At 48.2% G+C, this 21220-nt stretch carries 18 protein-coding genes; 11 read left to right on the top strand and 7 right to left on the bottom strand.

Annotated features, from left to right (window positions below; all coding sequences use genetic code 11):
• Positions 1 to 11 precede the first annotated feature (11 nt).
• The 9 genes from ACYVGO_RS11605 (at position 12) to ACYVGO_RS11645 (ending at position 13313) form a co-directional block, all read left to right on the top strand.
• On the top strand, positions 12 to 740 hold the full coding sequence (locus ACYVGO_RS11605) for a LytR/AlgR family response regulator transcription factor (protein ID WP_460969398.1): 729 nt from the start codon (positions 12 to 14) through the stop codon (positions 738 to 740).
• 428 nt (positions 741 to 1168) lie between these two features.
• On the top strand, positions 1169 to 1435 hold the full coding sequence (locus ACYVGO_RS11610) for a DUF6169 family protein (protein ID WP_460969782.1): 267 nt from the start codon (positions 1169 to 1171) through the stop codon (positions 1433 to 1435).
• Positions 1436 to 1478: 43 nt separating this feature from the next.
• On the top strand, positions 1479 to 3227 hold the full coding sequence (gene ggt, locus ACYVGO_RS11615) for a gamma-glutamyltransferase (protein ID WP_460969399.1): 1749 nt from the start codon (positions 1479 to 1481) through the stop codon (positions 3225 to 3227).
• A gap of 46 nt (positions 3228 to 3273) precedes the next feature.
• On the top strand, positions 3274 to 4008 hold the full coding sequence (locus ACYVGO_RS11620) for a hypothetical protein (protein WP_460969400.1): 735 nt from the start codon (positions 3274 to 3276) through the stop codon (positions 4006 to 4008).
• Positions 4009 to 4205: 197 nt separating this feature from the next.
• Positions 4206 to 4844: a YciE/YciF ferroxidase family protein gene (locus ACYVGO_RS11625; protein ID WP_460969401.1), complete on the top strand. Its 639-nt coding sequence runs from the start codon at positions 4206 to 4208 to the stop codon at positions 4842 to 4844.
• A 416-nt stretch (positions 4845 to 5260) separates the two neighbouring features.
• Complete coding sequence (locus ACYVGO_RS11630; protein ID WP_460969402.1) at positions 5261 to 6601, top strand: M20/M25/M40 family metallo-hydrolase; 1341 nt, start codon at positions 5261 to 5263, stop codon at positions 6599 to 6601.
• A gap of 24 nt (positions 6602 to 6625) precedes the next feature.
• Positions 6626 to 8494 carry a M1 family metallopeptidase gene (locus tag ACYVGO_RS11635; RefSeq protein WP_460969403.1) on the top strand — a complete coding sequence of 623 codons (1869 nt, stop codon included), beginning with the start codon at positions 6626 to 6628 and terminating at the stop codon, positions 8492 to 8494.
• Between the two features lie 82 nt (positions 8495 to 8576).
• Positions 8577 to 9812 carry a multidrug effflux MFS transporter gene (locus ACYVGO_RS11640; RefSeq protein WP_460969404.1) on the top strand — a complete coding sequence of 412 codons (1236 nt, stop codon included), beginning with the start codon at positions 8577 to 8579 and terminating at the stop codon, positions 9810 to 9812.
• A gap of 135 nt (positions 9813 to 9947) precedes the next feature.
• A complete protein-coding gene (locus ACYVGO_RS11645) occupies positions 9948 to 13313 on the top strand; it encodes a DEAD/DEAH box helicase (protein ID WP_460969405.1) in 3366 nt (1121 codons plus the stop codon).
• Positions 13314 to 13447: 134 nt separating this feature from the next.
• Here ACYVGO_RS11645 and ACYVGO_RS11650 read toward each other — a convergent pair whose 3' ends face one another.
• From ACYVGO_RS11650 to ACYVGO_RS11670, 5 genes are all read right to left on the bottom strand, one after another.
• Positions 13448 to 13852 carry an antitoxin YezG family protein gene (locus ACYVGO_RS11650; protein WP_460969406.1) on the bottom strand — a complete coding sequence of 135 codons (405 nt, stop codon included), beginning with the start codon at positions 13850 to 13852 and terminating at the stop codon, positions 13448 to 13450.
• 71 nt (positions 13853 to 13923) lie between these two features.
• A complete protein-coding gene (locus tag ACYVGO_RS11655) occupies positions 13924 to 14379 on the bottom strand; it encodes a YybH family protein (RefSeq protein WP_460969407.1) in 456 nt (151 codons plus the stop codon).
• 81 nt (positions 14380 to 14460) lie between these two features.
• On the bottom strand, positions 14461 to 15174 hold the full coding sequence (locus ACYVGO_RS11660; protein ID WP_460969408.1) for a glycine zipper domain-containing protein: 714 nt from the start codon (positions 15172 to 15174) through the stop codon (positions 14461 to 14463).
• Positions 15175 to 15411: 237 nt separating this feature from the next.
• Positions 15412 to 16026 carry a DUF3137 domain-containing protein gene (locus ACYVGO_RS11665; RefSeq protein ID WP_460969409.1) on the bottom strand — a complete coding sequence of 205 codons (615 nt, stop codon included), beginning with the start codon at positions 16024 to 16026 and terminating at the stop codon, positions 15412 to 15414.
• A 57-nt stretch (positions 16027 to 16083) separates the two neighbouring features.
• Positions 16084 to 17880, bottom strand: a complete 1797-nt coding sequence (locus tag ACYVGO_RS11670; protein WP_460969410.1) for a M61 family metallopeptidase — start codon at positions 17878 to 17880, stop codon at positions 16084 to 16086.
• A 232-nt stretch (positions 17881 to 18112) separates the two neighbouring features.
• Here ACYVGO_RS11670 and ACYVGO_RS11675 point away from each other — a divergent pair, with 232 nt between their 5' ends.
• Positions 18113 to 18268 (top strand): hypothetical protein, encoded by a 156-nt coding sequence (locus ACYVGO_RS11675; RefSeq protein WP_460969411.1) that lies wholly within the window; start codon positions 18113 to 18115, stop codon positions 18266 to 18268.
• Positions 18255 to 18692: a DUF6169 family protein gene (locus ACYVGO_RS11680; RefSeq protein WP_460969412.1), complete on the top strand. Its 438-nt coding sequence runs from the start codon at positions 18255 to 18257 to the stop codon at positions 18690 to 18692. Before ACYVGO_RS11675 ends, ACYVGO_RS11680 begins: the two co-directional genes overlap by 14 nt.
• A 41-nt stretch (positions 18693 to 18733) precedes the next feature.
• On the opposite strand, the gene ACYVGO_RS11685 is transcribed toward ACYVGO_RS11680, so the two are convergent.
• Together ACYVGO_RS11685 and ACYVGO_RS11690 are read right to left on the bottom strand one after the other, a co-directional pair.
• Positions 18734 to 19912 carry a DEAD/DEAH box helicase gene (locus tag ACYVGO_RS11685; RefSeq protein WP_460969413.1) on the bottom strand — a complete coding sequence of 393 codons (1179 nt, stop codon included), beginning with the start codon at positions 19910 to 19912 and terminating at the stop codon, positions 18734 to 18736.
• Positions 19878 to 21206 carry a DEAD/DEAH box helicase gene (locus ACYVGO_RS11690; RefSeq protein WP_460969414.1) on the bottom strand — a complete coding sequence of 443 codons (1329 nt, stop codon included), beginning with the start codon at positions 21204 to 21206 and terminating at the stop codon, positions 19878 to 19880. The genes ACYVGO_RS11685 and ACYVGO_RS11690 overlap by 35 nt, the downstream gene beginning before the upstream one ends.
• Between the last annotated feature and the right edge of the window lie 14 nt (positions 21207 to 21220).

A 21220-nucleotide genomic window follows, 5' to 3' on the forward strand; every position in this document is an offset into this window, starting at 1 on the left:
CCCCAATCGTTATGATTAACTGTGTCATTATCGACGATGAACCGTTAGCCCGTGAAGGGCTGGCAAACTACGTACGGGAGGTAGACTTCTTACAGCTTGTCGGAACCTGCGAACATCCACTTGAACTCATTCAGATATTGGACCGGCAATCCGTCGACCTGATCTTTCTGGATATCCAGATGCCAAAAATGAACGGCATCGACTTTTTAAAAATCACCCAAAATCCACCTATGGTCGTGATCACAACGGCCTTCCCCAGCTTTGCTCTCGAAAGCTTTCAACTAAATGTACTGGATTACCTGTTGAAGCCCATCACCTTTGACCGGTTTATGAAGTCGGCCAGTAAAGCCCGGGATTATCACCGGCTCCTTACGAACTCCATCGCTCCTGATCTTACCCAGACCGAGCAGGATGATGATTATTTCTTTATCAAATGCGGCAGTAAGTATGAGAAAGTCCTTATTGATGATATTCTGTATATAGAGGGCTTGCAGAATTACGTGACCATTTACACACTAAAAGGGAAATACGTAACGATGCTGTACCTGAAAAACCTGGAACAGAACTTAGCCAGCAAGTCGTTTATCCGGGTGCATAAATCCTACATTGTTGCTATAAACAAGATTGAAGGAATTGAAGGCAACGAGATTTTCATCCGAACGCAGCGAATTCCCATAAGCCGAAACTACCGGGAACAGGTCATTAATCAGGTTATTAAGGACAAGCTCTGGATAAAGTAAGATTTCCTTTCTACAGGTGATTTGTGTATATTCATGGCAAAAACCAGCAACTCATGGAACCTAAAGAACACCCACTGCGGGGCCTCGACATTGTTCGTAAACTGGTAGACGTGAAAGAACAGGAACAGAAAAATTTCTAGGAAGCCTATCGTTCAGACCCAAGTATTCGGGCAATTTTTGAAGAACTAAAGAAGCGCAATGCCCACCGACGAATTACCACCTAGTTACGAGTTTATATACGCAGGCGGTGAACAAAACGCGTACTTCTTTTTAACGGAAAACGACATCGCCTATCAGGTAAAGTTTGCCCCTTCTAATTACCTTTTTGCTGCGCATGCCGAATTGCAGATTCAGGCATTTGAGATGAGTATTTCAGTTGCTCAGCGCGATACGGTCGGTTACCAGCAGATCAGCTCATTTCGCCCACTATCGCAGCTGTCTTCTTCGATTTTTTTCGAACACGTGAACAAGTTATCGTCTATGTATGCGATACATCCGACAAAAGTCAATCGGCCCGTGCTCGAAAATCCGATGCGTGGTTTTACTCATATAGCCGTGTGCATCTGGCTAAATTGAACAAGATTATTCCAGATGGAGAGCGCTTTACATTTATTTCTATGATCCTTCACGATCAACACCCGTATCGCAATCAGGTAGCAGAAGCATTTTTCGAACTGGGGGAGGAACATAAATGAGTTCGATCGTACTACTTCATTGTGTCTACTTGCTTTTTGCATCATGAATCGGCTACCTATCTGCTATTGTTTTATCCTCCTCTGCTTAGTCACGTCCCACCTGTCCGGCCAAGGCCAGTCAACCGATAAGGGGGATCGGATTACAGGGCCTAATTTTGCCACACGCAGCCCCATTCTGGCCAGGCACGGAATGGCCGCAACCAGTCATCCGCTGGCTACTCAAATTGCCCTGGACATTCTGAAGCAAGGTGGAACCGCCGTCGATGCGGCTATAGCGGCCAATGCGGCCCTCGGCGTTATTGAACCCAATAACGGAGGCATCGGAGGTGATTTGTTTGCCATTGTCTGGTCAGCAAAAGATCGAAAACTATACGGACTCAACGCCAGCGGACGCTCTCCTAAAGGACTCACTTATGATGCGCTGAAAACGGTATTGGGCAATCAACCGCTTCTCCCACTGTATGGCCCTCTGTCGGTTTCGGTACCTGGTGCGGTAGATGGCTGGTTCCAGTTACACCAGCGGTTTGGGAAACTACCGATGCGCAACCTGCTGGCTCCAGGCATTCAGTATGCACGCGAAGGAGTCCCGGTTCCGCAGGTGATTGCCTATTCCTGGCAAGTAGCCGCCAGGCGGCTGGCCGCAAACGAAACCATCATTAAGGAGTTTGGCAATTTCCGAAAAACATTCCTGATCGATGGAAAAGCACCCGAACAGGGGCAGGTATTCCGTAACCCCGATCTGGCTGCGACGTATGAGAAACTAGCGAAAGGCGGGCGTGATGTTTTCTATAAAGGAGACATTGCGGATGCCATCGACCGCTATGCACGCAAAGCGGGCTTATACCTGCGCAAAGCCGACCTGGCGGCTCATCAAAGTACCTGGATTACGCCTATCTCGGTCAATTATCGGGGGTACGACGTTCATGAATTGCCGCCCAATGGTCAGGGAATTTCGGTGTTGCAAATGCTGAATATTGTGGAAGGCTTCGATCTGAAGAGCATGGGCCACAACAGCGCCGATTACCTGCACCTGTTAGTGGAAGCGAAGAAACTAGCATTTGAAGACCGCGCCCGCCATTACGCTGACCCCGAATTTTCCAAAGCCTCTATCGACTGGTTGCTCACCAAGGAATATGCCACCAAACGCCGACAGCTAATTGACCTAAAGAAAGCATCTGAACGCCTGGACGCGGGTGAACCAGCCCTACGTACCGGCGATACCGTTTACCTGACCGTGGCCGATGATCAGGGCAATATGGTCTCGCTCATTCAAAGTAATATGCTGGAATTTGGCAGTGGCATGGTTCCCGATGGACTGGGTTTCGTTTTCCATAATCGGGGAACCAGTTTCAGTATGCAGCCCAATCACGCCAATGTGTACGCACCCGGCAAACGTCCGTTCAATACCATCATTCCCGGCTTCGTTACCAAAAATGGAGAGCCATTTTTGAGCTTTGGGGTTATGGGTGGAGCCATGCAGCCGCAGGGTCATTTGCAGGTGTTGTGCAACATCATTGACTTTGGCATGAACGTGCAGGAAGCGGGTGATGCCGCCCGATTCAGCCATTCTGGGAGTAGCGAACCAACCGGAACACAGATGACGGATGGAGGGCGTTTGGCACTGGAAAGTGGAATTTCGACCGAGGTTCGGGCCGCTCTGGAAGCACGGGGGCATCACCTGGCTCCTACCGATTTCTTCGGAGGGTATCAGGCTATCCAGTGGGATGCCGTTAATCGGGTTTACTGGGGAGCAACGGAGATGCGGAAAGATGGGCAAGCTGCTGGTTATTAGGCGCTAAGTCTGTATACTTGGTGTAAATCTGATTTGTCACGCATATATGGCTAAGAAACCTGCGATCGCGGATACCAAATCCGTCACTAGCTTTGGTAAGGTATATAACCTGTTCCGGGAACGTTGGCCAGAGTATGTGATTGAGGTGATCGTCATCATTTTCAGTATTACCATTTCCTTTGCCTTTGATGAGTGGAAAGATAATCGGAGGAAAAAGGAACTGGAGCAGACGTACCTCAAAGGCCTGTACAGCGACATTGAAACTGATTTAAGCCAGCTTCAGGAAGTTATTTCCGAAACACAGCAGGTTATCCAGATAGCAAAAAGTCTCTCTGACGTTAATTCACAAGCACCTATTTCTGACTATAACCAATTGGCGAGTACCGTTCGGTTCGTCTTTAAACGTCCCCGTTTTATAGCCGAGGATGCTACCTTCTCGGACTTAAAAAGTACGGGCAATATGCAGGTTATCAGCAGTTTTCCCCTAAAAAAATCGATCTTCGATTACTACAAACAATACGAGACGATTGTACAGGTGGAAACGGCTGAACTGGAAACCACGAATATGGTGGTAGCCCCCTACGTACTCCGGCGATTTCCGCTGGCAGAGAAAGCCAATAACGCGCCTAAAACCAATTGGGCAGCAATTATGGGTGAGGCCGAATTTCAAAATGCGTTACTCATCAGGCGCTCTACGCGCGAAGAACTACTACGCGATTATCAGCAATCTCTCAAGCTAGGGAAAAAGATCATGGCGCTGATCAAATCAAAACTGAACTAGAGCATTTCACTCTAATAACCAGGCTTTAGCCTCTGGATGCCCCAATTCTGTTAAAAGAGACAATGCTCTACAAAACTTGTGGAGAAATATAAACATACTACTCTCTACATACGCTTAACAGGCTCTTATTCAGCAGTTGGCACAGATTTGGCATCTATTTGTGGAAATGAATAGTTTACAGTAAACGATTAAACGTTATGACAGCTCTGGCAGATCGAATAGCAAGTTTTTTTAGTGGGCATGATTCCACTACTGATGAAGGATTGAGAGACCTGTTTATCAGCGAATTGAAAAGTGTGTATTATACGGAGAATCAAATCGTAGATGCATTAGGTAAACAAGCCAAGGCCAGTACAACAGATGAAGTACGTACTGCATTTTTACAGCATCAGGAACAAAGTCAAACCCAGGTGGAGCGGCTAGAACAGATATTTAAAATTATTGGTGTACGAACCGAAGAGCGTGTTTCAGAAGGTATCAATGGGCTTATTGATGACGTAGAACGTATGATTTCAACAACGGAATCAGGCTCGTTAACGCGCGATGCCGGGCTGATTATTGGCGCACAAACCATTGAGCATTACGAAATTGCTATTTACGGCTCGTTGTTAACACTAGCGCATGTACTTGATTTCACCCAGTCGACAGAGTTGCTGGAAATAACCTTGGCAGAAGAAAAAGAAACGGACCGAAAGCTAACCGCACTCGCCGAATCGTTTGTCAATAAACGCTCTAAGGAAGAAGAAGATCAGCACCCCGGTAGCCATCATGCCAGCCGCCATTCCATAGCTGACTCCAATTCAAACGTTACATTAGGCGGCCCGCTAGGCGTATAGACTCAAGTTCTCTACTCAACGAATCCGCCCTGGTTTAATCGGGGCGGATTTTTATTTCCCCGCCCCCACTTGGCTTTGGCGAGTGAGAACAGGGAAGGCATTTATTTATTAGGTAATCAATTGGGCCGAATTAACCTGAGCTATACTTAGTGTGACCCCGATGGGGTCAGATGTTTATAGAAAAGCCATATCTACTATAAACATTTGACCCCATCGGGGTCACACAAAACTTAATATTATAATTTTACCTAATTACTCAGGCACTCTCCCAGTCAGCAGAACAAACTATGCCTTTATTCGGCTTACAGCGATATATTTGATAGATAAATAACGCTTTCTACAAAAAAGAGCCTATTACCACTGAATACTACAATTTCATACTTCCGTAAGCACGTTTCATTGCTTCATCACTTTCTATGAATCAACTTTCCTCGCTAACAGCCGTCGCCTTTGTCATTACGTCCTTCCATGTTCAGGCGCAGCAAACACCCCAAAAAACTCCTCAGCCATCCGGCATTGAGAAACGGTATGTAGATGAAGTTAAAGCACTTGCCGATCAGCCAGCGGTAAAAAAAGCGTTTCAGATTTTCATTGACCTGGAACCCCAAACGAAACAGGATCACCTTACACTTACCGAAATCCCATCCCCTCCCTTCAAAGAAAGCGTCCGCGCAAAAAAATACGCGGCTATGCTCAAAGAGGCTGGTGCCGATTCGGTCTGGATCGATGAAGTCAGTAACGTAATTGCCAAACGGAAAGGGCGATCGGGAAAGAAAACCGTTGTTGTCGAGTCGCACCTGGATACGGTTTTTCCTGAGGGGACTGATGTAAAAATTAAACCCCACGGCGATACGCTCTACGCCCCTGGCATTGGTGATGACACACGGGGGCTGGCCGCCATCCTGGCCGTTCTGAAAGGCATGGAAAAAGCGTCCATCGAAACCGAAGCCGACGTATTGTTCGTTGGGGCAGTTGGTGAAGAAGGCCTGGGTGATCTTCGGGGAGTGAAGCATTTGCTCAGACCCGGAAGCCCCAAAGTTGATTCGTATATAGCCGTTGATGGCGATGGTATCAGTAGCATTGTGCACCGTGGCCTGGGTTCGCACCGGTATCGGGTTACGTTTAAAGGACCGGGAGGGCATTCTTACGGGTCATTTGGTATTGTCAACCCCCACAGTGCCGCCGGAAAAGCTATTTATTACTTCACAACAGAGGCCGATAAAGCAACTCGCCAGGGTGTTAAAACGACCTATAGCGTCAGCGTAATGGGTGGGGGCACGTCGGTCAATGCCATTCCCTACGAATCATGGATGGAGATCGACATGCGTTCCGAAAGCCCCGAGAAACTCAATGAAGTTGATCAGTTATTGCAGGCAGCTATCCAGCGGGCACTGAAAGAAGAAAATAGTCTCAAACGCCAGGGCCCCGACCTGACCGTTGATGTCAAAAAGATCGGAGATCGACCATCGGGTAAAACGGAAGCTACAGCCCCCATCGTCCAACACGCCATGGCCGTAACGAAGTTTATGAATGCGGAACCACAGTTGGACGTAGCCTCCACGAACGCCAATACACCCATTGCGTTAGGTATTCCGGCCATCACCATCGGCAGCGGAGGAATTGGCGGGGGCGAACACGCCCTGAACGAGTGGTGGCTGAATGACAAAGGCTACCTGGGCATGCAGCGTATCCTGCTCGTATTACTCACCGAAGCAGGTCTGGATAAAGGCAGTAGCACAAAGGCGACAAAGCGTTAAGATAGAGATTACCACAATCATACCATGAGACTACTTATTTTCATTTGTTTGATAGCCTTCGGAACGGCGCAGGCCCAGAGTTTGTACATGCCGCGTAACGTAAAAAAAGCGTACCAGAAAGGCACTCGTTCCATGGACGGGAAACCGGGCAGCAAGTACTGGCAGAATTCTGCCCGCTATGCCATCACCGTTACAGCTACACCGCCCAGCCGAACCATTCAGGGAACCGAAGAAATTATATACGTCAACAACAGCCCCGATACGCTGGCTACACTGGTCTTCAAATTAATCCTGAACAGCCACAAATCAGGGGCCATCCGACAGGCACCAGCCTCGCCCGATTACCTGACAACAGGAATCCACATTGACCGATACGCCGAGAATGGCTCTGCCAAACCCTGGCGGGACGCCGGTGTTGCCACATCCAAACAGGTGGTACTGAACAAACCGCTGATGCCCCATGATTCCGTGAAACTTTCGTTCGAGTGGCATTATGATCTGTCGGTTGAAAGCGGACGGGAAGGGATGCTTGATTCCACCACACTTTTCCTTGCCTATTTTTACCCACGCGTGGCGGTGTACGACGACTATTATGGCTGGGACCGAACCACATTTACTGAAGCCCAGGAGTTTTACAACGATTTCAATGACTATACCCTGACCGTCAATGTGCCGAAAGATTACATCGTCTGGTCGACTGGTGATTTACAGAATCCTACCGATGTATTGCAGCCAACCTACGCCAAACGCCTGAGCGAATCCTTACAAACAGATTCCCTTATTCATGTGGCTACCCTCACCGATTTAAGGGCGAAACAGGTAACAACCCAACAGCCTGTCAATAGCTGGACATGGAAAGCAAGTAACGTGTCGGATATGGCGGTCTGCATCAGTAACCACTACGTTTGGGATGCATCGAGCGTTGTGGTGGATAAAAAGACAAATCGGCGGGCGAGCGTTCAGGCGGCTTTTCTGGATAACGCCAACGATTTCCATCAGATGGTTGGTTTCGGTCGTCACTCCCTCGACTGGTTTTCAAACAACCTGCCCGGCATTCCGTATCCCTACGCCAAAACAACTATCGTTCAGGGCTTTGCGGATATGGAATACCCCATGATGGTAAACGATGGTACCACCACCGATTTGAATTTTTCGCGTTTTGTGGCCGAGCATGAAATTGCCCATACCTGGTTTCCATTTTACATGGGCATCAATGAAACCCGCTACGGATTTATGGACGAAGGCTGGACAACGGCCTTTGAATACCTGATTAGTCAGGCCGATTTAGGAACGGCTCAGGCCACCAAAAACTTCCAGCAGTTTCGGGTGAACGGCTGGATTAATGACCCATCGGCGGAACAGGATTTGCCAATTGTAACGCCCGCCAACGTATTAAGTGGGGCGGCTATGGGAAATAATGAATACGGGAAAGCCGCGCTGGGGTATCTGGCCCTAAAAGAACTATTGGGTGAGGCTGGTTTCAAAAAGAGCCTGCATGAGTTTATCAACCGCTGGCATGGCAAACACCCCAATCCCTGGGATATGTTCTACAGTTTCAACAGCGCTTCGGGCAAAGACCTGAACTGGTTCTGGAACAACTGGTTTTTCAGCAACAACTACATCGACTTAGCTATCCAGAAGGTAGAGGCCTCCCCTACCCAGTGCACGATCACGATCCAGAATATCGGTGGGTATGTTGCCCCCGTAGATGTGGTCCTCAACTTTACAGATGGCACGACCGAAACAGTTCACCAAACTCCGGTAATCTGGCAGGCGAATCAAAAAGTAGCCGTGGTGAAAATTCCGGTTAAAAAGAAGGTTCAGTCGCTCACCCTGGCGGGAGGTATTTTTATGGATGCCGACGAACGTAACAATAGCTGGAAAGCGAAGTAACGGAGCGGGCCCAAACGAATGCATGTCGGGAACAATCGACTACAATCGAATGTCTCTATAGTGGTACCACTTTACAGAGTTTATGACTCGTCGACAGCATTTTATTATTATTCTGATTTTAGGGACACTCTCTACAATTAGTCCGTTTTCCATCGACATGTATTTGCCGGGCTTTCCGGCTATTGCCAGAGACCTGCATACCTCAATTTCGCAGGTTCAGTTATCCCTGACCGCTTATCTGGTGGGCATTTCGGTTGGGCAGCTGCTTTATGGCCCGCTACTGGATCGGTATGGTCGTAAACTTCCGCTCTATGCCGGTTTGGTGGTCTACCTGCTGGCTTCGATAGGCTGCGCGTTCAGCACCTCGATAGAAACGCTGATTGCCATGCGGCTCCTGCAAGCGTTAGGTGGCTGCGTGGGCCTGGTATCCGCCCAGGCTTTAGTACGCGACTTATTCCCTGTCTCTGACATTGCTCAGGTTTTTTCGCTGCTCACGCTGGTAGTTGCGGTCTCACCCATGATTGCCCCAACAGTTGGTGGCTATGCAACAATTGCCTTCGGCTGGCATTCTATTTTCCTTATTCTGGCCATTATAACCGCCCTGATTATTGTTGGAATCTATTTTGCGTTACCCGACGGCAAACAACCTGATGACTCCTTGTCATTACGCCCAAACGCCGTATTGGGTAGCTTCTTCACCGTATTGAAGCAGCCTCAATTTTTAACCTATGCGCTGGTAGGCGGTATGGCTACGTCGGCCCCTTTCGCGTATCTGGCCGGTTCCTCCGATGTATTCATGAACATTTACAAGGTCAATGAGCAGGAGTATGGATGGATATTTGCCTTTCTGGCCATCGCCGTCATTGCCCCCACTCAGTTAAATCGCTTTTTCCTGAGACGGTACAGCAGCGAACAAATCATTTTAGCAACCCTCCTCTATCAATCGATAATTGGCGTGCTGTTGGTGTCGGGCACCTGGGCGGGGTTGTATGGCCAATATAGCCTGATTGCCATGTTATTTTTATTCTTGTGTGGTCAGGGAATAACCGGCCCAAATGCATCAGCGCTTTCGCTGGCTCCATTTTCCCGTCATGCTGGTAGTGCTGCGGCTTTAATGGGAAGTTTCCGAATGGGGTTTGGTGCCTGCGTCTCGGCGGCTGTGAGTGTCTTGCACAACAACACGGCCGTTCCGATGGTCGGTGTCATGACAGCCTGCGTACTGTTTGGCCTGGCTGTTCTTTGGGTCGGACAGCGAGCCATTCAGCACCGGAGCAAGGACGATAATATCGACGAACCCGTGGCCGAGGTTGTGCTTTGAGTGGGTGATCAAAAACTAGTCAGGTTTTGTCAACTTTGGGTTTCCCCGTGTCTGTGAAGACGCAGGAGTAAGTCCCGTTTGACCCCGATGGGTCAAACCGAGCTAATAACTAAAATCAAATCGCTAAATTCTACAATGCCAGACCATGTTGATTCTGATCACGACTATTGTCTGGAAGGAATCCTCATTCCTACCCTGACCGACAGTCTGTTATCAAAACACAGTGCTGGCTTTAATTCGTTTTCTGACGGATATACTGAAATCCAGCCGCAGGACATTGCCATTAATCAGGGCGTATTTACAAGCGCATCCCGACTCGCGTATTTTCCTACAGTTATAGTCAAGCAAACGGAACAATCGTTGCTGGTTTCCTGCGCCTGTGACCTTCCCAAAGACAGGTTATGCGAGCATCAGGTGCAGGTTTTAGCGAGCCTGATCAGGCGCAGGGAACTCCGCATTTTCTTCGACCAGGCGCTTCGTTATCAAGCCATTAGGCAAGTGGCCCGAGACTATGGGCTGGAAAACGAACCTTCGTTAGACGATCTCTTCGAGCTTTCCTATGAGAATAAGTTCGTGAACATCAAACCCAAACGAAAAGAGCTTATTTCACTCACTCAGGCAGATAAAGACTACCTGACGGCACAGTTAGTACCAAAATCAGCGCATAAGCTCTCCGTACCCAATGAACCCGCGCCAACGCTGAAACGGATTCTTGTTTTTACCAAACACCGCTTTTACGACCACTTCTGCCTGGAGCTCTTTGAGGCCGCAACTGCAGGAAACGGGAAACTAAAGAGCCCGTTTACAGCCCTACAGCCACTCGATTTACTAGGCAAAGTTGATAACCTGGATGCGGTAAAGTTTTACTCGGCGGTTGCCAAATTCCAGAATCACCACCGCACTAAGAATGAACAGGCCGATCTGGAAGCCTTGCGTTTAGTGGCAGTTAATCCATTAAAGCTGCCCGTTTTTTACCATTCAGGTAGCGTTTCCGAGAATATCTCCTCAGGTTCGCTGGTGCCAATAAAACTGGCTAGTCCGACAACAAACCTCCGGCTGACGGTTCAACAGGTCGACAATTTTTATGAAGTATGGGGAGCCATTACCCTCAATGGAGCCACCTATGGGTTACACCAACTGACGCTAAAATACGACTACTTTATCCTGCTCGACGATACGCTCTACCTGATTGAGAATGCTGACTATCTGCGGGTTATTCAGTTTTTTACGAAGCAAAATAATGGGATTGTCTTGCACCAATCGAAATACAATGCATTTCAACAGGAGATTTTAGCCAAACTTGAAGACCGGGTTCCCATCCGATACGCGTACCTGAAACCCGCCACACCCGCGCAACTGACCGAGAAAGGGTTTGATCTGGAACGGGAACGGATCATTTATTTGTCGGACACGGAGAATTACGTAGTGCTGACGCCCGTCATGAAATATGGGTCTGTAGAGGTACCCGTACTGTCGCAACGGCAAATTCATTCGGTCGATCGAAAAGGGAAACCTTTTATGGTTGCGCGCGATGAAGAGGCTGAGATTCAGTTTGTCATGGCAGTGATGACGCAGCACCCTGATTTTCAGGATCAACTCAATCAAAATGAGTTCTTTCTACACAAAAAGCACGTATTGGAAGATGGTTGGTTTTTGGATGCATTTGAGAACTGGAGCAGTCAGTCTATTCGGATTCTGGGGTTCAATACCCTCAGAAATAACCGGCTCAATCAACATAAAGCGAAGGTCTCGGTTATTGTCAGCAGTGGGCAAAATTGGTTCGAAACTTCATTGGGCTTGTCGTATGGGAAGCAACAGGTATCCCTAAAGCATCTGCATAGAGCGATCAAGAACAAGAGTCGGTTTGTTACCCTCGATGATGGTACGCAGGGCCTATTGCCAACCGAGTGGCTCGACCGCTTTACCGCCTACTTCCAGGCAGGCGATATTGTCGATGATCGAATCCGAACGCCGAAAATCAGCTTCGCCAGTATTCAGGAACTATACGCTGAGGAGGAGTTACTGAATGACGTGAAAGACCAGTTGGCTCTATACACAAAAAACTTCGCCAGCTTTGATTCTGTCCGTCCCGTGGCGGTGCCTGCTGAGTTACGGGCTACGCTCCGGGATTATCAGAAAGAGGGATTAAACTGGCTGAACTTTCTGGATGAGCTTGGATTTGGTGGATGTCTGGCCGATGATATGGGACTTGGCAAAACGCTCCAGATCATCGCGTTCATTCTGTTGCAAAAGCAAAAAAAACGAGTCAGCACCAATCTGATTGTGGTACCCACCTCGCTGCTGTTCAACTGGCAGGCCGAAGCAGCGAAATTCGCGCCAACCCTCAGCCTGCACACGTTTTACGGGGCGAATCGGGGCCTTACGAAAAAGGAGTTCGACCAGTACGATATCATCCTCACCTCCTACGGCACCCTACTCTCCGACATTCGCTTTTTAAAAGAATATCTCTTCAACTACATTGTCCTCGATGAATCGCAGGCCATTAAAAACCCAGAATCCCAACGGTATCAGGCCGTTCGACTATTACAATCCCGTAATAAGCTTGTATTGACAGGGACCCCTATAGAAAACCATACGTTTGATCTGTACGGTCAGCTTTCGTTTGCCTGTCCGGGTCTACTGGGAAGCTACAACCACTTTAAAGCACATTACTCAACCCCCATCGACAAGTTTGCCGATCAGACACATGCCCGCGAGCTTCAGAAGAAAATCAGTCCGTTTATTTTACGCCGGACCAAGGCGCAGGTGGCTACTGAGCTTCCCGACAAAACGGAGATGATTCTCCATTGCGAAATGGGGCTTGAGCAACGACGTGTCTACGATGCCTACGAACGGGAGTTTCGCAATTTTCTCCTGACAACCAAAGAAGGTGACATTCCCCGAGAACGCTTGCATGTGTTGCAGGGACTAACGAAACTGCGGCAGATCTGCAACTCGCCGGTTTTGCTTAACGATGATGAATTTTATGGCGACTCATCAGCAAAAATAGAGATGCTGATGGAGCAGATCGAGAGTAAATCACCGAACCATAAAATCCTGGTTTTCTCGCAGTTCGTAGCCATGCTCGACCTGATCCGAAAGGAATTAGAGTCCCGACAAATTGGTTTCGAATACCTGACCGGTCAAACCAGTAACCGGGGTGCCATTGTCGATCGTTTTCAAACGGACGACAGCGTTCGGGTGTTTTTAATCAGTTTGAAAGCCGGAGGAACGGGTCTCAATCTAACCCAGGCCGACTACGTGTATCTGGTTGATCCGTGGTGGAATCCGGCGGTCGAAAATCAGGCCATCGACCGAAGTCATCGCATTGGTCAAACTAAAAACGTGATCGCTGTTCGGTTGATTTGCCCCAACACGATTGAAGAAAAAATCCTGCTACTTCAGGAATCAAAACAGGAGCTGGCCGATACCCTGGTCAAAACCGACGCATCCATTGTGAAGTCGCTCTCGAAAAGTGATTTACTGAATTTGCTGAGCTAGTCACCTGCGTGGTGTCGGGTTGAAGAACCCGACAAGAGAGGTTTCTCAAAACCTACTATGTGAAAATAGGTTTTGAGAAACCTAAACTGTCAGATGTAAGCATCTGACAGCACCCTTTAGTACGTCTTGTAATTCTATTCCTCTTCAATCGGGCCGTATTTAGCTTCGCGGATGGCCATCCACTCGCGGGCTGTACCACCCTTGTTAAAGTGTTCTTCTTCGTCCTGAATTTCCTGATCCCAGCTAAAGTCTGTAGTAAACTTCCCCTGGGGCGTTAAGTCGATTTGCAACCGATTGGCGGGGGGAAGCCCTTCATTTTTTCGAATCAGGTAGAGTTCCTGAACAGCCTCGATCATCTCATCCGGGAAATCGGTGGATAAAGGCTCCTCGTCACCCGTCGGTGTCAGGTAGAAACCATCAAATTCCACTTCCAGACCGTCCGACAGAAACTGAACATTCAGACGAACAATCGCCCATTCATCGGGAATAATGCTGCTGATGGCATCCGTCAGCACATCATAAATTTCATTCGTTGTCATGCGTATGGGATAAGGTGCTTACACGCGCCATAGTTGATTCTCCTGCAAATTTACGCACAATCGGCCGACTACTAATTTTTCACCATAACGGGTAGGTCTTCCAACTGGGCATAACTCAGTTTCCAGGTGTTATCGGTTCCTTTTTTCCAGAGCAGAATATAGTTTCCTTCGCCAAACGCATGCGGATCTTTGGGATTTAGCGGCAGCACATCGACTGAAAACGTACCCGCTTCGTAGGCAATATGGCTATCACTTTCTGAACTTACTACGTTGGTTTTCAGATCGGTCAGCGTTGGCAGCGTCTCGGTTACCCATTTATCTGCTACTTCTGCCTTACCCTTGAAGTGCGTATTCCCTTGCAGAAAATGGGCATCGTCGGCCAGAAGAGAGATTATTTTGGTGGAATCTTTATCATTCCAGGCATTGATAAACTGCCGGTTAAGATCCTGAATATTGACCGTATCGGTCGATTGCGAACAAGACGCAAAAAGGGTGGCCGCTAGTAAAATGCGGATGGATGTGTTCATGACATAACGTTTTAGAAGTGAATGATATAAATAAGTTTGGAATGTGGTTGCAACCGCATTCCAAACTCACGGCATTAAAATTTACCAGCTTTTTCGACGGTATTCGGATGTTGGATAGGGCGACAGCGGATCACCATAGGTATCATTCGGCAGGTAACCAGCCTTCAATACATAGGATACCACGGGTTGCGTTGTATCAATCAGACTAACCGGCTGATTCTGCGCTCCTGCAACGGCTGCAGCCATACCGGGCTTAGCAACAGGTTCATTGGCAGGAGCGGTCTTCTGCGCAACAGATCTCGCTTGGGCGGCCTGATTAGCGGCAGCACGATCAGCAGCGGCACGCTCGGCAGCTGCCCGTTCTGCAGCGGCAACCCGAGCCGCTTCGGCTTTGTTCTTGTTGTCTTTATGCTTACCAATGGCATACCCGGCAGCACCACCAACAACCCCACCAACTACGCCACCCACAACGCGGTTGCGTTTATTGATGATCGCTCCAGCAGCCGCACCAGCACCAGCGCCTACGGCGGTACCCGTTGCCTGCGGACTCCAGCGCCGTTTGGACTTTTTCCCGATTGCATATCCGGCGGCACCGCCCAATACGCCACCAGCCACACCGCCTACAACGCGGTTTCGTTTATTGATAACAGCGCCAATAGCAGCACCCGTTCCGGCACCGATTACAGCCCCGTTTGTTCCAGTACCCCAGCCTTTTATTGCCTGGGCTTCAGCGACCTGACCAAGCGTAAGGATTGTCAGCATAACCAGCGTAACAACCTGATGAGTCTTTTTCATGACATCTATAGTTTAGTGATAAGTAGACTTACCAATGACAATTAACGTGTTCTACTTCGTCATTGTTTAGCACTAAGACCGTCACGAAAACAAATGGTTTAATGTAAACGTATGTAGTGCACCTATCATCAGACGTACAATCACCCGCTTAGTATAGGCTATAAATACCATCGCCGTGCTAGCCGGAAATGACCAGTTAACACGGCGATTTTACTGAAACAGAGAATGATAAGACGCCTATTTGAGCGCTATGTGGGGATCATCTTCATAGGCCGATCCGATACGGCAAAGTTGATTGAGGATTTCGGCGAAGAGTGTATAGAGCAACTTTAATCGCTCAACGTCTTTGATTATACCGACCACCTGGAACGACAATTGATCTACGCCTTCCGGGAATTTGGCCCCCAGCCACCCGTCGTCATCCTTCACTTCCAGACTAATATCAGGCTGAGCCTCAATTAATTCCCGGATTTTTAGATTCTTAAACAAGAGTTGCAGTTTGGACTCGTCATTACCCTGAATAATAAACTGATCGTCAAATTCCAGGAAGCCCACTTCAACATCCTGCATACCCAGCCGCTTACCTAAATCGCTAAAAAATCCTTTCCGATAGATTTTGAATCGAAACCCGTCTTTGTTCACATAAGGGGCACGAATTCGGGTATAGGTGATATACGCTTTGCCTGTCGATACGGTATAAGTATCAAGGGTTACTGTCCACTCATGCACACTCGCCTGTACCTTACTCCCTTTCCATAAGCCACCATCCACAAAATCAGCGCTCATTTCTCCGGCCAATTGCTTCCAGATTTCATCCTTAGAAGGGCCAAACCATTTTTTCAGTATGCTCATGAGGAAGTGAACGTTAAAGGGTTTTAGGGTATAAGCGTGGCAAAATGGATAACTATGCTAGAGGTTTCGCATCCAGACCTCCCGCAACTGCACCTGCTCAAGTGTCGCTTGTGGATTAAGCTCAAAAACGTATTGCTTTACTCCTTCTTTTTCAAGCATGGCGTTTTTTACCGTGATGTCCTGCCCATTCCGGCGCACCGTTACTTCGTAGGTATCGCCAGGCTTCAGTTTCTTCAGATCAGCCTGAATTTTCCCAATGTTGTCCATGCTGAGTGGTTGGCCATTGAATGCCGTCCACTCGTCGTTTTCCTGCAAACCAGCTTTCAGTAAGGGGTCGGCCAATCTGGTTAGCACAAAATTAGTGCCGGTAAATGCGGGCTTCATGCCTAGCGTGGCCGTTTTTTCTCCAGTAGCAATGGCAGGCGTGTAGGTAATGCCCAACTTCCCGTAGTACTCGCTGAACGGCAATGGTTCGGCTGCTTTTATGTACCGATTAAAGAAATCCGCAATTTCCGGGTAGGTCTTTTGGGTGAAGATGTCGAAGAACTCTTTCTCAGGAAACGCTTTGTTCGGTCCGTAGGTAGCAGCCAGTTCATTAATCACTTCGCGGAGACCCCGTGTTCCCTTCGAAAGCTCCAGTAACCGAATATCCAGCAAGCCAGCGACTAAGGCGCCACGGGAGTAGATGTTGCCATACTGACGCTGACCTTCGTCGGTATAGCAGGTAAGCCCCAGTTTGCTCAGACTGTAGGTTGTATCCACACTTTTGTCGTAGGCAATTTTCTGGCTCAGTTCACCAAAATAGGTTGGAAGGTCCATAATCTGACCACGCAACTGCATGGCATCGCTGGCCCATTCCGTTACGCCCTCGTAAAGCCACAGGTGTTCCGAAGGTGTAGGCGTAACAAAGTTGAACTGTTCAATGATCTCGCTGTGGATGTTCAACGGGGTGACCACATGAAAGAATTCATGGGCCGCAATCGACGTCATGTTATCCGCCAGTTTCTTCGAGAATTCGTCTTCTTTGATCACATACTCGGAGCTATACGAATGCTCCCAGGCACCCCAATCCTGATCTTCGAAATGGTACAGAAACGTATAGCGTTTTACGGGCAATTGCTTCAAAAACTGACCAGCCGCCGTCAACATCGACTGCATGTTATTCAGCAGTTGGTCCGATTTGATCTTGTCACTTTTCGAGTAGGTATACACGTCGATCTGCGCTCCGGCAACTGTGGTCGTAGCTTTGGTCAGGCGACCCAGTAGAATGGGTGAATCCACGATCCGGTCATAGGTTGACGCGGTGAAATAACCCTTCTCATTTTTTTCCAGAGCCGTTCCAACCGTCCAGATGGCGGGGTAATTAAGTTTCAGTTCGATGGGTGCGGTTTGCATGCCCGTTGGAAAGCCAAACACGCCCTGCCCGTTGATCAATACGTGGTCATTTTCAATAGACGTACCGCACATATTGTAGGGCTTGTGTTCGTTGATCGGCGTGTCCCAGGTTTCGGCAATGCTGTATTGAACCGTCCGTACTTTTTCGGGCTGATCAAATTTCCACTGGTTGGTAGAAACCTGCTGGGTTTTTACCTCTTTCCCTTTCCCATCAAACGCTTTGAACGACCGCACATAGCGGCCAATATCCATGATTTGGTAGGTGCCAGGAGCCGTCGAAGCAAACTGGTAAACAGCGTTTTCGGTGGTTAATCCACTCACATGTAGGGTCACCTTAAACTCATCGTCGGCCCGGTCGTTGAGGTTCACTTCATACACTAAAGGAACGATTGGTTTGGCAATGGAAAACTGGAAAAAGAGTGTGGTTGAAACCAGCAATAAAAGGCGGAATGTCTTCATGAATTTTGGTACTAATTGAATACGAACAAGCAAGTTAAGACAAACCCAGATATGCTTAAACACGCTCAGTTTTTTGCGGAATTATTTGAGGATGAATGGTGAAACAGTTCAGTTCTCCGGCACCATATGTAACGCTTATCTGTTATTTGTTTGCATAAGATACAAAATCAATTTATTATTGTGCCTGACATCTCAGTTGTAAATCGAGTTTCATCATTAACTACTAAATAGTATGGAAACGAAAGTGGAGCGCCCGAAGAGCATCGCCAAACAGATGTTAGAAAGAAAACGGCTAATTCAAGAATATCTAAAAAGTGGCGATGAGTCTAAAAAACCAGCCGGAATTAAGTTCGTCAAGCCCTTCACCTTACCCGATGAGGAACGTTGAAGATGGCTTTATCTTTGAAACAGACTTTGGAATAACATACGCAATACGATTTACCGACGACTCCGATTATATTTCGGAGTCGTCTTTTGTTGGTACTATATTCTCTTTCTCCATTACTCCTATAGCAGGTCAGGTCAAGCAGAAAGACCCACGTGTTGAGCAAACAGTTATAAAGTCCGTTCTGCTGACCTTCGAGGCATTGCCGAATGCCGTAATCAATTATGTCTGTAGCCTGGACGATGATCAGGAAGTAGCAAGAAGCAGGCTGTTTCACAGATGGTATCTCAAAGCAGGGACAAATAGCTTTATCAAACTTGACCGAACAGACCCTGAAAGTAGAATTTTCACATCTGTTGTTTTCTCAACCAATCATCCTGCTGAGGAAGAAATAAGAAGACGATTCGTTCAGATTTTTGACAAGTAAAGTTCGCAAAGGCCATTGATGGTAGATTACGATTGACGGCCTCAATATCCTTGCAAATCCACCTCAGCCGTTTCGATCTGCTCAACCCGCTTGCCCATCTTTTTCTGAATGATTTTAAAATGGTGTTCATCGTCGGGGGTGATTAGTGAAATGGCTTTCCCTTGCGATTCGGCGCGGCCCGTTCGGCCAATCCGGTGGACGTAATCTTTGGGCGAACGAGGTAAATCGAAATTGATGACATAGGGAAGTAACTGAATATCAATCCCTCGGGATAGTAAATCAGTGGCGACCATTACCGTAAGCTGCCCCGCCTTGAATTTCTGAAGCACTTCAGATCGAATATTCTGGCCTTTCTGGCCATGAATTGCTGCTGCCTGAATGCCGTTCTTCGTCAGTTTAACAACCAGATTATCAGCCGTTCGGGTTGAGGAGACAAACACCAGCACCTGCTTCATCTTTTCGGTTTTGATCAGGTAGCGCAGAAAAGGACCTTTTCGCTCAGTGTCAACCTTATAGGCCAGTTGTTCAATCAGGTCAAGGTTGGTTTTTTCTTCGGCAACCTCAATTTTAATTGGGGTACGAAGTAGCGTCGCGTTAATGTCCTGGATGGCATCGCCCAGGGTGGCCGAAAACAGAATCGTCTGGCGTTTTTTGGGTAGTCGGGCAAATAGTTTGCTCATTTCGTCGGCAAAGCCGAGTTCAAGCATTTTATCCGCTTCGTCGAGCACCAGAATTTCAACATCCGACAATCGTAGCGCATTCTGACTAATCAGATCCAGCAATCGGCCTGGTGTAGCCACAATAATATCGGCACCATAAACGGCTCGCATCTGCGGATTAATGGCGACGCCCCCATACACAGCCACAGTTTTCACCTTCGGAAAAAGATGTTTACCCAACTCCTGAAATACGTCGGCAACCTGACCGGCCAATTCTCGCGTCGGCACCAATACCAGCACCGTAGCGAACTGGCTGCTGGCATCTTTTGTCCGATGGAACAATTCCAGAATTGGCAGTACAAAGCTGGCGGTTTTCCCAGAGCCAGTTTTAGCGATACCCAGAATGTCTTTGCCGCGAAGAATGGACGGAATAGCATCCCGCTGAATGGGGTAAGGCTGCGTATAGTGCTGCTCCGTTACGGCTTTCACCAGGGGTTCAGATAAACCGAGAGATGCGAACGTCACGTTATTTTTTTCCGCTCCGCTTAATGGGTCTGCCATATTTTAACATTTTTTCGGCTGCGTGATCGCGCCGTACGTTTACTTTTTTGTTTTTAGCTAATTTCTCATGAAAAGCCGGACCAACGTCTTCGCGCTTGGGTACTTTTACCTCCACGGTTTTCATGTATATTTTCGGTTCCTCGTCTTCGGTTAGTTCGTCTGAAATAACGAGATCCTGTGGCAACGGCAACAGCGGAATCTGGTAGTTCATCAACGATTCGATAGCCTCCTGTTTTTCCGCATCTTTAGGCGTGATAAACGTAATGGCGATGCCCTTCTGATCGGCCCGGCCCGTTCGGCCAATCCGGTGAATGTAGTTTTCCGGCACGTCGGGCATGTCAAAATTAATCACGTGCGACACCTCGGCTACGTCCAATCCCCGAGCAATGATATCTGTAGCAATCAGGATTCGGTGAGTGCCCGCTTTAAATTGATCAACGGCCTCAAATCGCTGGCTCTGGGCTTTGTTCGAGTGAATGATGCCGAGCTGGTCCGGGAATTTGGTTTCGAGTTGGTCATATACCTGATCCGCCAAATGCTTGGTGGCCACAAAGACTAGTACTTTGGTCATGTCCGCATCCTGATTCAGTAACAGTTTCAGCAGGTTAACCTTCGTGTAAAAGTTAGGAACGGCATACGCCATCTGCGCAATATTTTCCAGGGGCGTACCCACCGGAGCAGCCTCAACCCGAACTGGATTGTTGAAAAACGTTTCGATTAACTTCTCAACCTCAGTCGTCAGCGTAGCCGAAAACAGCAGGTTTTGCCGTTTCGGGGGCAGCAGGTCTAGAATGATTTTTAGCTGCGTGCGGAACCCAAGGTCCAGCATTTCGTCGACCTCATCGATGACCAGTTTTTTAATCGCCTTGGTCTTCAGAATACCATTCGACAATAAATCGACCAGCCGGCCAGGTGTAGCCACCAGGATGTCCATGCCTTTCTGCACTTCAGCCGCCTGCGGTTTCAGGTTGACACCCCCATACACACCAACCGCAGTCAGGTTCATGTAGGCCGTCACCTGGTTCACCGTTTCCAGCACCTGAACGACCAGTTCGCGGGTTGGAACAATGATCAGGAGTTGGGGCAGTTTCTCTTTCGAAAATTGAAGCTGACGAAGGCAGGGCAGCAGATACGCCAGCGTTTTTCCCGTACCCGTTTGCGCCAGTCCGCACACGTCCCGCCCCGACATCACAACCGAAAACACATTCTGCTGAATGGTCGTCGGGGTCGTATAGCCCAGGTCATTCAGGGCATTTATAAGCGGTTTATTCAGATTCAGTTCCTCAAACGTCATAGCCTTACATCGTC

It is taken from the genome of Spirosoma migulaei, assembly GCF_054776855.1.

Coding starts and splice junctions, on each gene's coding strand:
- ACYVGO_RS11605 (WP_460969398.1), top strand. CDS start 12: ATGATTAACTGTGTCATTATCGACGATGAACCGTTAGCCCGTGAAGGG.
- ACYVGO_RS11685 (WP_460969413.1), bottom strand. CDS start 19,912: ATGGCAGACCCATTAAGCGGAGCGGAAAAAAATAACGTGACGTTCGCA.
- ACYVGO_RS11650 (WP_460969406.1), bottom strand. CDS start 13,852: ATGACAACGAATGAAATTTATGATGTGCTGACGGATGCCATCAGCAGC.
- ACYVGO_RS11620 (WP_460969400.1), top strand. CDS start 3,274: ATGGCTAAGAAACCTGCGATCGCGGATACCAAATCCGTCACTAGCTTT.
- ggt (WP_460969399.1), top strand. CDS start 1,479: ATGAATCGGCTACCTATCTGCTATTGTTTTATCCTCCTCTGCTTAGTC.
- ACYVGO_RS11635 (WP_460969403.1), top strand. CDS start 6,626: ATGAGACTACTTATTTTCATTTGTTTGATAGCCTTCGGAACGGCGCAG.
- ACYVGO_RS11665 (WP_460969409.1), bottom strand. CDS start 16,026: ATGAGCATACTGAAAAAATGGTTTGGCCCTTCTAAGGATGAAATCTGG.
- ACYVGO_RS11630 (WP_460969402.1), top strand. CDS start 5,261: ATGAATCAACTTTCCTCGCTAACAGCCGTCGCCTTTGTCATTACGTCC.
- ACYVGO_RS11670 (WP_460969410.1), bottom strand. CDS start 17,880: ATGAAGACATTCCGCCTTTTATTGCTGGTTTCAACCACACTCTTTTTC.
- ACYVGO_RS11655 (WP_460969407.1), bottom strand. CDS start 14,379: ATGAACACATCCATCCGCATTTTACTAGCGGCCACCCTTTTTGCGTCT.
- ACYVGO_RS11690 (WP_460969414.1), bottom strand. CDS start 21,206: ATGACGTTTGAGGAACTGAATCTGAATAAACCGCTTATAAATGCCCTG.
- ACYVGO_RS11625 (WP_460969401.1), top strand. CDS start 4,206: ATGACAGCTCTGGCAGATCGAATAGCAAGTTTTTTTAGTGGGCATGAT.
- ACYVGO_RS11660 (WP_460969408.1), bottom strand. CDS start 15,174: ATGAAAAAGACTCATCAGGTTGTTACGCTGGTTATGCTGACAATCCTT.
- ACYVGO_RS11675 (WP_460969411.1), top strand. CDS start 18,113: ATGGAAACGAAAGTGGAGCGCCCGAAGAGCATCGCCAAACAGATGTTA.
- ACYVGO_RS11645 (WP_460969405.1), top strand. CDS start 9,948: ATGCCAGACCATGTTGATTCTGATCACGACTATTGTCTGGAAGGAATC.
- ACYVGO_RS11640 (WP_460969404.1), top strand. CDS start 8,577: ATGACTCGTCGACAGCATTTTATTATTATTCTGATTTTAGGGACACTC.
- ACYVGO_RS11680 (WP_460969412.1), top strand. CDS start 18,255: ATGAGGAACGTTGAAGATGGCTTTATCTTTGAAACAGACTTTGGAATA.